Source organism: Streptomyces sp. 15-116A (genome assembly GCF_025290915.1).
GTDB lineage: Bacteria > Actinomycetota > Actinomycetes > Streptomycetales > Streptomycetaceae > Streptomyces.
In genome coordinates this window covers 1-10,477 of the sequence record NZ_JAOCQE010000228.1, presented here as the reverse complement: position 1 = coordinate 10,477, position 10,477 = coordinate 1, and the positions used below count along the sequence as shown (strand labels likewise).

At 70.3% G+C, this 10,477-nt stretch carries 8 protein-coding genes; 3 read left to right on the top strand and 5 right to left on the bottom strand.

What is annotated here, in order from left to right; genetic code table 11:
- Nucleotides 1-210: Rv3235 family protein (locus tag N4P33_RS27110; RefSeq protein ID WP_260829414.1), on the top strand; the 210-nt coding region annotated here is incomplete at its 5' end.
- Between the two features lie 111 nt (nt 211-321).
- On the opposite strand, the gene secA is transcribed toward N4P33_RS27110, so the two are convergent.
- On the bottom strand, nt 322-3,162 hold the full coding sequence (secA, locus tag N4P33_RS27105) for a preprotein translocase subunit SecA (protein ID WP_260829413.1): 2,841 nt from the start codon (nt 3,160-3,162) through the stop codon (nt 322-324).
- A 292-nt stretch (nt 3,163-3,454) separates the two neighbouring features.
- Between secA and N4P33_RS27100 the strand changes: the two genes are divergently transcribed.
- Together N4P33_RS27100 and N4P33_RS27095 are read left to right on the top strand one after the other, a co-directional pair.
- On the top strand, nt 3,455-4,024 hold the full coding sequence (locus N4P33_RS27100) for a GNAT family N-acetyltransferase (protein WP_260829412.1): 570 nt from the start codon (nt 3,455-3,457) through the stop codon (nt 4,022-4,024).
- 49 nt (nt 4,025-4,073) lie between these two features.
- A complete protein-coding gene (locus tag N4P33_RS27095; protein WP_260829411.1) occupies nt 4,074-5,261 on the top strand; it encodes a winged helix-turn-helix domain-containing protein in 1,188 nt (395 codons plus the stop codon).
- A gap of 45 nt (nt 5,262-5,306) precedes the next feature.
- On the opposite strand, the gene N4P33_RS27090 is transcribed toward N4P33_RS27095, so the two are convergent.
- The 4 genes from N4P33_RS27090 to N4P33_RS27075 all read right to left on the bottom strand — a co-directional run bounded on the left by N4P33_RS27090 (nt 5,307) and on the right by N4P33_RS27075 (nt 10,166).
- A complete protein-coding gene (locus tag N4P33_RS27090) occupies nt 5,307-6,053 on the bottom strand; it encodes a response regulator transcription factor (protein WP_260829410.1) in 747 nt (248 codons plus the stop codon).
- A 204-nt stretch (nt 6,054-6,257) separates the two neighbouring features.
- Nucleotides 6,258-6,950 (bottom strand): ribosome hibernation-promoting factor, HPF/YfiA family, encoded by a 693-nt coding sequence (gene hpf / locus N4P33_RS27085; RefSeq protein ID WP_260829409.1) that lies wholly within the window; start codon nt 6,948-6,950, stop codon nt 6,258-6,260.
- 311 nt (nt 6,951-7,261) lie between these two features.
- Nucleotides 7,262-8,239: a ComF family protein gene (locus tag N4P33_RS27080; protein ID WP_260829408.1), complete on the bottom strand. Its 978-nt coding sequence runs from the start codon at nt 8,237-8,239 to the stop codon at nt 7,262-7,264.
- An 88-nt stretch (nt 8,240-8,327) separates the two neighbouring features.
- Nucleotides 8,328-10,166 carry an LpqB family beta-propeller domain-containing protein gene (locus N4P33_RS27075; RefSeq protein ID WP_399030189.1) on the bottom strand — a complete coding sequence of 613 codons (1,839 nt, stop codon included), beginning with the start codon at nt 10,164-10,166 and terminating at the stop codon, nt 8,328-8,330.
- Nucleotides 10,167-10,477 lie beyond the last annotated feature (311 nt).

Below are 10,477 nucleotides of genomic sequence, written 5' to 3'. Positions count from 1 at the left end.
CCGCTGCGCACCCGCGGTGCCCGGCCCGTCGTCCGGGACATCGGCTACTTCGTCCCCCGCGAAGGCGCCCTGGAGGTCTTCGCCCGCATCGCCGCCGGCGACCGGCTGCGCGCCCTCGCCTTCCGCCTGGAGCAGGGCCGCGACCTGCGCTGGCGCTGCACCGCCGTGGAGGTGGGCGGCCCCCGCCCCCAGCCCGTCGGCGCCCACTGAACCGACCGCACACAACGCCCGAGGGCCGGGCACCCTCAGATGCCCGGCCCTCGACCAGCTCGTGCCGCTCCCCCTCGGGGAGCCTCTGCTCCCCCTGCGGAGGAGCCCCGCTCACTTCTTGCGGCGACGCCCGCCCCGCGCCTGCTTGCGGCGCTCCGCGCGCGTGAGGCCGTCGGCCGGGGAGCGCACCGGCTCGCCGTCCTCGCTGAAGTCACCCTCGATGGTGCCGCCCTCACCGTCCACGGTCGGCGCGGTGAAGTGGAGGTTCCGCCGCTGCGGCGCCTCCAGCCCCTTCGCGCGGATCTCGGGCCGGGACCCCGCCTGCGCGGGCACCGCGTCCTGCTTCTCCAGCGACGGCGCGGCCTCCTCGACCGGGACCTCCTCGACCTGCTGCTCGACCTGGACCTCCAGGTTGAACAGGTAGCCGACGGACTCCTCCTTGATGCCGTCCATCATCGCGGTGAACATGTCGAAGCCCTCGCGCTGGTACTCGACCAGCGGGTCCTTCTGGGCCATCGCGCGCAGGCCGATGCCCTCCTGCAGGTAGTCCATCTCGTACAGGTGCTCGCGCCACTTGCGGTCCAGCACCGACAGCACGACCCGGCGCTCCAGCTCACGCATGATCTCGGAGCCGAGCTGCTCCTCACGCTTCGCGTACTGCTCGCGGATGTCGTCCTTGATGGACTCGGAGATGAACTCGGCGGTCAGCCCGGCCCGGTCGCCGGCGGCCTCCTCCAGCTCCTCGATGGTGACGCTCACCGGGTACAGCTGCTTGAAGGCGCCCCACAGCCGGTCCAGGTCCCAGTCCTCGGGGAAGCCCTCGGCGGTCTCGGCCTGCACATAGGCGTCGATGGTGTCGTCCATGAAGTGCTGGATCTGCTCGTGCAGGTCCTCGCCCTCCAGGACGCGGCGCCGCTCGCCGTAGATGACCTCGCGCTGCCGGTTGAGCACCTCGTCGTACTTCAGGACGTTCTTACGCGTCTCGAAGTTCTGCTGCTCGACCTGCGACTGCGCGGAGGCGATCGCGCGCGTGACCATCTTGTTCTCGATCGGCACGTCGTCCGGGACGTTGGCCATGGACATCACGCGCTCGACCATCTGGGCCTTGAACAGCCGCATCAGGTCGTCGCCGAGCGAGAGGTAGAAGCGGGACTCGCCGGGGTCGCCCTGACGGCCGGAACGTCCGCGCAGCTGGTTGTCGATACGCCGCGACTCGTGCCGCTCGGTGCCGAGCACGTAGAGGCCGCCGAGCCGCTCGACCTCCTCCTTCTCGGCCTTGACCGCGGCCTCGGCGCGCTCGAGCGCCGCCGGCAGGGCGTGCGCCCACTCCTCGATGTGCTCCTCGGGGTCGAGGCCGCGCTGGCGCAGCTCCGCCTCGGCGAGGTCCTCGGGGTTGCCGCCGAGCTTGATGTCCGTACCACGGCCGGCCATGTTGGTGGCCACGGTGACGGCGCCCTTGCGGCCGGCCTGGGCGACGATCTGCGCCTCACGGTCGTGCTGCTTGGCGTTCAGCACCTCGTGCTGGATGCCGCGCTTGCTCAGCTGCTGCGAGAGGTACTCGGACTTCTCCACCGAGGTCGTGCCGACGAGGATCGGCTGGCCCTTGCGGTGCTTCTCCTCGATGTCGTCGACGACCGCCTCGAACTTGGCGACCTCGGTGCGGTAGATCAGGTCCGACTGGTCCTTGCGGATCATCGGCCGGTTGGTCGGGATGGGCACCACACCGAGCTTGTAGATCTGGTGGAACTCGGCGGCCTCGGTCATCGCCGTACCGGTCATGCCGCACAGACCGGGCATTTCCTTGCCGTTGTGGTCGTGGCGCTTGTAGAGGCGGAAGAAGTTCTGCAGCGTGATCGTGGCGAGCGTCTGGTTCTCGTCCTTGATCGGCACGCCTTCCTTCGCCTCGATGGCCTGGTGCATGCCCTCGTTGTAGCGGCGGCCGGCGAGGATACGGCCGGTGTGCTCGTCGACGATCATGACTTCGTCGTCGATGATGACGTAGTCCTTGTCGCGCTTGAAGAGCTCCTTGGCCTTGATGGCGTTGTTCAGGTAGCCCACGAGCGGGGTGTTCACCGACTCGTACAGGTTCTCGATGCCCAGCCAGTCCTCGACCTTGCTGACACCGGACTCGTGGATGGCGACCGTGCGCTTCTTCTCGTCGACGTCGTAGTCGCCGGTCTCCTCGATGCCCTTGAGCGGCTGCCCGGCCTCACCGCGCTTGAGGCGCTTGACCAGCTTGGCGAAGTCGCCGTACCACTTGGTCGCCTGGTCGGCCGGACCCGAGATGATCAGCGGCGTACGGGCCTCGTCGATGAGGATGGAGTCGACCTCGTCGACGATCGCGAAGTTGTGCCCGCGCTGGACGAGTTCCTCCTTGGACCACGCCATGTTGTCGCGGAGGTAGTCGAAGCCGAACTCGTTGTTCGTGCCGTAGGTGATGTCGCAGGCGTACTGCTCGCGGCGCTGGGCCGGCGTCATGTTGGCGAGGATGCAGCCGACGTCCAGGCCCAGGAAGCGGTGGACGCGGCCCATCATCTCGGAGTCGCGCTCGGCCAGGTAGTCGTTGACCGTGATGATGTGGACGCCCTCGCCGGACAGGGCGTTGAGGTACGCGGGCAGCGTGCCGACGAGGGTCTTGCCCTCACCGGTCTTCATCTCGGCCACGTACCCCATGTGCAGGGCGGCGCCCCCCATCATCTGCACGTCGTAGTGACGCTGGCCGAGGACGCGCTTGGCGGCCTCGCGGACGGTGGCGAACGCCTCGGGCAGCAGGTCGTCCAGGCTCTCACCGTCGGCGTACCGCTGCTTGTACTCATCGGTGAGGGCCCGCAGCTCGGCGTCGGAGAGGTCGACGAAGTCCTCTTCGATGGAGTTGACCTGGTCCGCGATGCGGTGCAGCTTGCGCAGGATTTTGCCTTCGCCTGCACGCATGATCTTCGAGAGGACGGACACGGGGGTTGGTCTCCTTGCCGGTCGGGCCTGGGACGGTCGGTTTCCATTTCACTGACTGAGCAACGGCCATCGTATGCGAGGACCCCGCCACGCCGGGAGGCCTGCCGTGTCGGCGACCGTCCGCTGCTTGCCAAGTGCTTGTCATCTGTTCCACGGCTGCTTCACAAAGGACAACGTCCGGGCCCCTCGGATGGTGCCGCATCGCCTCCGCGAATTACGCGAAGGGTGATCGCCGCCTCACACACGGCGAAATGGATGGCGCCGTTCACCGGCCCGAGCGCAGAATCGGCCGATGGAACCCGTCACGCTCACCACGGACCGCCTTGTGCTGCGCACCGTCGGCCCGCAGGACACCGATGCCGTGTACGCGGCCTGTCAGGACCCCGACATCCAGCGCTGGACCACGATCCCCTCCCCGTACCTTCCGGAGCACGCGCGGGGCTTCACGGAGCAGATGGCCCCGGACGGCTGGGCGAACGGTTCGATGTTCACCTTCGGTGTCTTCCTGACCACCGGGGAGCTCGCGGGCATGCTCAGCATCACCTCGCGCTCCCTGGGCACGGGCGAGATCGGCTTCTGGGCCGCCAAGGAGCACCGCGGCAACGGCTACATCACCGAGGCCGCCGTCACCGCCGCCCGCTGGGCCTTCACGCGCATGTCGATCGACCGCGTGGAGTGGCGCGCCGAGGTCGGCAACCGGCCCTCCCGCGCGGTGGCCGAACGCGCGGGCTTCCTCATCGAGGGCACCCTGCGTTCCGCCCTCAACAACAAGGGCGTGCTGCGGGACTGCTGGGTGGGCTCCCTGCTCCCCTCCGACCTGGGGCTCTCCTCCACGACGCCGTATCTGCCGGTGCCCGGGTGAGGTCCGGGCCGGGGCCCGTTGTCAGTGGCGGCCTCTATCGTGCGGACGTATGACGACCCTTGCGCGTCCCACCACTGAACTCTCGGCGGACGAGGCCCGCCGTATCGCCCTGCGGGCCCAGGGCTTCCTCGGCGCTCCCGACCGCCGTGCGGGAGTCCGCGGTGTCCTGCGTCATCTGGGTGCGGTGCAGCTCGACACCATCTCCGTCCTCGCCCGCTCCCACGAGCTGATCCCCTACGCCCGCCTCGGCGCCGTGGGCCGCAGAACCGTCGAGGACGCGTACTGGACGTCCGGCTCCCAGCCGCCGCACGCGTTCGAGTACTGGTCGCACGCCGCGTGCATCCTGCCCGTCGAGGAGTGGCCCCACTTCGCCTTCCGCCGCCGCGCCTACCGTGCCCGCCCGCACTGGAACCACGACCTGCCCGACGGCACCTACGACCAGGTGATCAAGCAGCTCCGCGCGGAAGGCCCGCTGACGGCCACGGAGTTGGGCGGCGCCAAGCGCACCAGCGAGTGGTGGGACTGGTCCGGGACCAAGGTCGCCGTGGAGCGCGCGCTGATGTATGGGGAGGTGGTGTGCGTGGAGCGCCGCGGCTGGAAGCGGGTCTACGACCTCGCCGAGCGCGCGATCCCGGACGCGCTGCTGCACGACGAACTGGACGACGCCGAGTGCCTGCGCCGCCTGGTCCGGCTGGCCGGCCAGTCCCTGGGCGTGGGCACCCGTGCGGACATCGCCGACTACCACCGTCTCAAGGGCGAGCAGGTCGACGCGGTGATCGCCGACTCCGGTCTGGTCCCGGTCACGGTCGAGGGCTGGGCCAAGCCGGCCTGGGCCGATCCGGCGGCCCTCGCCACCCCGCCCCGCGGACGCCACCGGACGACCCTGCTGTCACCGTTCGACTCCTTGATCTGGGAACGGGCGCGCACGGAGCGGATCTTCGGCTTCACCCACCGCCTGGAGGCCTATGTGCCCAAGCAGAAGCGGGTGTACGGCTATTTCGCGATGCCGGTGCTCGCCGGCGGCCGCCTCGTCGGCCGGGTCGATCCCGCCCGTGAGGGCCGCACCCTGGTGGCCAGACTGGCGACCCTGGAGGGCCGCAAGGCGGTCCCGGCGGTGGCGCAGGCGCTGGTGGAGGCGGCGAGCTGGGTGGACTGCACCGACGTCCGGGTGGAACGCGTCGACGCACCGGAGCTGCGCGAGCCCCTCGTACGCGAACTCGCCCGGCTCCTCGCCTGACTCGCTCAGCGGATCCCGCTCAGGGGTCCCGCTCAGGGGTCCCGCTCAGCGGATCTCGAGGATCTTCTCCCGCATCGCGTAGACCACGGCCTCCATCCTGGAGTGCAGCTGCAGCTTCTCCAGGATGTTGCGGACGTGGTTCTTCACGGTGTTCTCGGAGATGAACAACTCCTTGGCGATGTCGCGGTTGTTCATTCCCGTGGCGACGAGCTTGAGGACTTCCAGTTCACGGTCCGTCAGCCGGGGCGCCGGGACGAGCCTGCGCTCGTCGGTGCGCTGGATCATCGACTTGAACTCGGTGAGCAGTTTCGACGCCATCGAGGGGCTGATCTGCGACTGTCCGTCGGCCACCGCGCGAATGGCGGTGGCCACCTCGTCGGTGGAGATCTCCTTGAGCAGATAACCGGTCGCGCCCGCCTTGATGGCGTCGTAGAGATCGGCTTCCTCGTCGCTTATCGTCAGCATGATGATCTTGGCGCTGGGGGCCACCTCCTTGATGGAGGTGCACGCCTCGATCCCGCCCCGCTTCGGCATCCGCACATCCATCAGGATGATGTCGGGCAGCAGATCGGCGGCCTTCTCCACGGCCTCCGCGCCGTCCCCGGCCTCACCGACGACCTGGATGTCCTCCTCGGCGGCCAGCACGATCTCCAGCCCGCGACGGAACAGCGCGTGGTCGTCCACCACAAGGACTCTGATCGGCTCCTTGCGTGGTGAGCCCGCGTCCGGGCCCATGCCGACGACGCCGTCGTCGGCGTCCTCGTCCCGCATCGGTCCGAAGCTGTCCGCCATCGTTCCTCCCCCTGAAGGCTTGGCCTGTGGTCCTGAGCCATCGCCAACCCAAGGCAACGGCCCACCGCTTGAGCCGTTGCAGCCATGATTCCATGCCCGGACGACACCGGGGTGACAGCGTGCGGTGCGAAGGGGTCGCACACCGGTGCCCCTGGGGGCGCACACACGCGCACCAGGGGCACCACTCGGCTGTCGCTCGGCAGGTCAGCCGCCGAGGGTTCCGCCCGCCTCGGGGGAATGGCTCTCGGTGACCATCGTGTCGGTCCTGAGGTGGATCACGCCGTAGTCGTAGGCGTGACGCCGGTAGACGACGGCGGGTTCCTTCGTCTCGGAGTCGACGAACAGATAGAAGTCGTGCCCGACCAGTTCCATCTCGTAGAGAGCCTGGTCAAGGGTCATGGGGGCGGCGACGTGGGTCTTCTCGCGGACGACGAGGGGGCCGTCCCCCTGCACCTCCAGCGAACCGATCTTCTTCGTCGGGACGGCTTCGCGCTCCTCCGGGGCGGAGGCCGCGCCGGTGCCGTTGAGTGTCGCCGCGCCCGGGACGTGGGCGGGGACCTCGGCTGCCGAGATCCTGCGCGCGCCGCGCCGCGAGAAACGCTTGTCGTGCTGCTTGCGCAGCCGGGCGTCCAGCTTTTCCGCTGCCAGGTCGAGCGCCGCGTACGGGTCGCTCGCCGCCGCCTCCGCCCGGATCACCGGACCGCGGGAGCGGAGCGTGATCTCCACTCGGTCACAGCGGTCGGCCTGTCGGGGGTTGGGCTCCTTGGACACCTCGACGTCGAGGCTGATCACCTTGCCATCGAGCTTCTGGATCTTCTCCAGCTTCAGCTTCTCGGCCACGTGCTTCCGGAACCGCTCGGGCACCTCGGTCTTGCGGCCCTTGACGACGATGTCCACGCAGAACTCCGTTCCCGGATCACTCCGCCTCGATGCGGAGCGTCTCCCTTTTGCACCAGGTTCCGGTCAGCCCCGGAACCTCGGACTCGGTGACTTCCACCTCCTCCCCCGTGGGCGGGATCTCCACTCCCCCAGCGCGGGTGATTGCAGAAAACCCGCGACACGGCATTCGGATTCGTAAGGTGTGGCCTGCGGCTTTCCCTCACAACCGAACATATCTCGCCCGGACGGATGTCGTCACCCTCTACTGCGGCGTACCTCCGTTCAGGTGAATTGGCCCTCTCATAACCTGCAACGACGTAAGTTCTCAGTCAGTTCCGGTTTATTTCGAAAGCATCCGGCGGGGCCCCGACGACGGCCGCGCACACCCGGTCGGCCCGTCGGCTCACCGTCTCGCGAACCGGCCGGTTCCGCTGTTGTTCTCCTCTCCTTTCCCATCTCTCACCCCTGTACACGAACGCGGGCGCCGAAACGCTCGAAATCCGTCCCCCGTCCAGCCTCGCGCCGGACAGCGCAGCCCGCACCACACGCGCCGCCTCCGCGAGGGACGCCCCTGTGGTCATGAGGTCGTCGACGAGTACCACCGACCCGCCGGTGAGCAACAGCCGTTCACCGCCGGGGGCCACCGCCAGCGCCCCCGCGAGATTGGCCAGCCGCTCTTGCGCCCCGAGCCCCGCCTGATCGGCCACCACCCGCCGCTGCCGCAACACGGGAACCACCCGTGCGGCCACCCCACCCCGCCGCAACACACCGGCCGCAGCAAAGGCGATCCGCCGCCCGGCATCATGCCCCCGAGCCCGCACAGCCCCCCGCGCCGAAGGCACAGGCACCAGCAACGGCCCACCGCCGCCGGCCCTACGCCGAGAAGCCGCCCGGCGTGCAGGCACCTCCTGCGCACGCCCGACCGTCCGCGCGTCCAGCAACCACCCGCGCTCGTCACCCGCGGTGTGCGCCCCCGGTACGCGCCACTGGTCCGCGTCAGCCGCCTCCGCCCACGCCTCCAACCCCGCCCGCACCGCACCCGCGAGCGCCTCGCCCAGGGGACGCGCCAGCGCCAGCGCGCCGCGTTCCTTGTGGGCCAGGAGCGTCGCGCGTACCTCGTCGGCGTACGGGGCCGCCGCGTGTACGACCGGCAGGCCGGGCGGTTCCGGATCGGGGCGTACCCGGACCGGCGGCGCCCCGCTCAGTGCCGTACGGCACCGGCCGCAGAGCACCGTACGAGGCCTGCCGCATCCGCCGCACTCCGGCGGAAGCACCAGGTCGGTGAAGTCACGCCACCAGCCCCGCATGGCCCCACTGTGCCAACGCCCACCCGGACCGGCCACCCCTGTGGATAACTCCGCACAGACCCCGCATGTCATGCCGGGCCGGAATCCGTCATCCCGGATAGACCGGCGCCGACCCCTGCGTCACCTTCTGCCACTGCGCACCCGACGGCAGCCGCACGATGCCGTCCACCGAGTGGGCCACCAGCGGCACTTGCTCGTCCGCGGACGCGGTGACCTCCTTGACCCCGGTGAGGGCCGCCGGCGCCGGCACATCCGGTGTGGAGCCGTCGACATCGACGTACCGCATCTGCTCGACGCCACCCTCCTCGCGCCCGACCACCACAAGCCGGCTGTCCCCGGTCCACGACATCGCGGTGACCTGCTCCAGCTCGGGCGTGGGCGAGCGCAGCTCCAGCACGGTGACCGTGGGCCGCTCGTCCGCCTTGTCGTCCGGCTTGCTGCGTTCGATCCGCCCGATCAGCAGCGAACGCCGCTCGCCCTTCTCCACGACGAGCGCGATCCGCACCCCGTCCGCGGCGACCCGGACCGACTGGATACGGCCGTCCAGCCCCGGCGTCCGCACCTCCAGCGGCTCGCCGCCGCCCTTCTCCAGCAGGTACAACCGCGGAGCGGCGGGGTCCCGGTCGGCCACCCACAGCCCGCCCTGCGCGTCCCAGCTCGGCGCGGTCAGCCGGTCCTTCTCCGACTTGCCCCGGCTGCGCAGCACGGGCTCGCCGAGCGAACCGCCCGACACCATCGACCCCACGTACAGCGCCTTGCCGTCGATCGCGACCCCGGCAGCCGTGTGCTCGTCGCGCGCGACCGCCACCGATCGCAGCGCCTTCTCGCCCTCGCCCAGCGCCCCCGGCACCGCCTCCGGATCGGTGGCGCTGTTGCCCGCGGCGATCCGCACCAGCTTGCGGTCCTCGTCGAGGAAGTACAGGTACTCCGGGGGGTGCTGCGAGCCCCGCGCGGCCACGGCCTCGGCACCGTCCTGGGAGAGCGAGCACAGCTGCTTCCCGCCGGCCCTCAGGTCGACCTCCTCCACGACCGGGCTGAGATTGCGCAGCGTGAACAGCAGCTGGGCGGCCATCTCCTCGCACCGGTTGGCCCCGACCCCGGCCGCCTTGTCGTTGAGCGGCACGGTCAGCCTGCCCCGCTCGTCCGCCGTCAGCGCCCCGGCGTCCTTCGCCAGCGCCGTCCCTGTCGGGAAGCTCGACCTGACCACGCTGTTCAGCCAGGTGGTGGGGCCGCTCAGCAGGGAGCGCACCATCTGCGTGGTGGGGTCCACATGGCTGCGGACGTAGACCGGGTCGGCGACCGCCATCGGAGGCGAGCCGGCCGCGGAGCCCGCGGTGTTCGAGGCGAAGTAGTACTTGTTGACGGACATGAAGTTGCGTTCGAAGTCCGACTTGCCCATGACGATGCCCTGCGGCACCCCGTCGATGCGCCACTCGCGGTTCTTCGTGTCCCGCGTGAGATGCAGCAGCTTCTCGTACGACCCCGAGGCGGGCGCGTAGGCCCGCTGGGTGTCCACGGTGGCGACCCTGGTGCCCGTCAGCGTGAAGGACCGCACACCGGCGTCGTCCCGCACGGGACGGTCCTCCCGGGCGTCCGGCCCGTCGGCGAGCACGGTGGTGGACAGCTCCGGCCGCCAGGTCTTCGCGGCGTCCTCGGTCAGATACTGGCGGGCGGTCTTGTACTGGGGGTCGTCGCTGGTCAGCGCCTCCAGAAAGCCCTGCACGATCTGCGTGGGCGTCGCGCCCTCACTCGGCGGCATGGCGAACACGCGCACCTGTGTGTCCTGACGGGGCGTGGACTCGACATCGCGCAGATCCCCGCTGTCGGGCATCGAGGCGCACCCGGCCAGCAGTACGACACCGGCGGCGGCCCACACCGCTGACCGCACCGGCCTCCCCCGGCCGGCCCGGACCCGCCTACCGCCCACGTGAAGCCTCCCCTTGCCTGTCGTATCCCTCGGCGCGTCCCGCCGCTCCCGCTGCCCGCGCCCCGTCCCTGCCGGGCTCGGTACCGGCGCCGGAGTCCCTGCCAGGCCCTGCGTCGGAGCCCCGCGCCGTCCCGTCGTCCGCACCGGGCCGTCCGGCCCCGCCCGCTACGGGCGGATCCTGCCGCTCCCCGGATGCCTGCCGGGACACCACGCGGGCGCCGTTTCCGGGCAGGGCCGTCGGGTCGGCGGTGGGCGCCGCACCGGACGGCCGGTGAGCGATCGGGTCCCGGGACGACCGTGCCGCCCCGCCC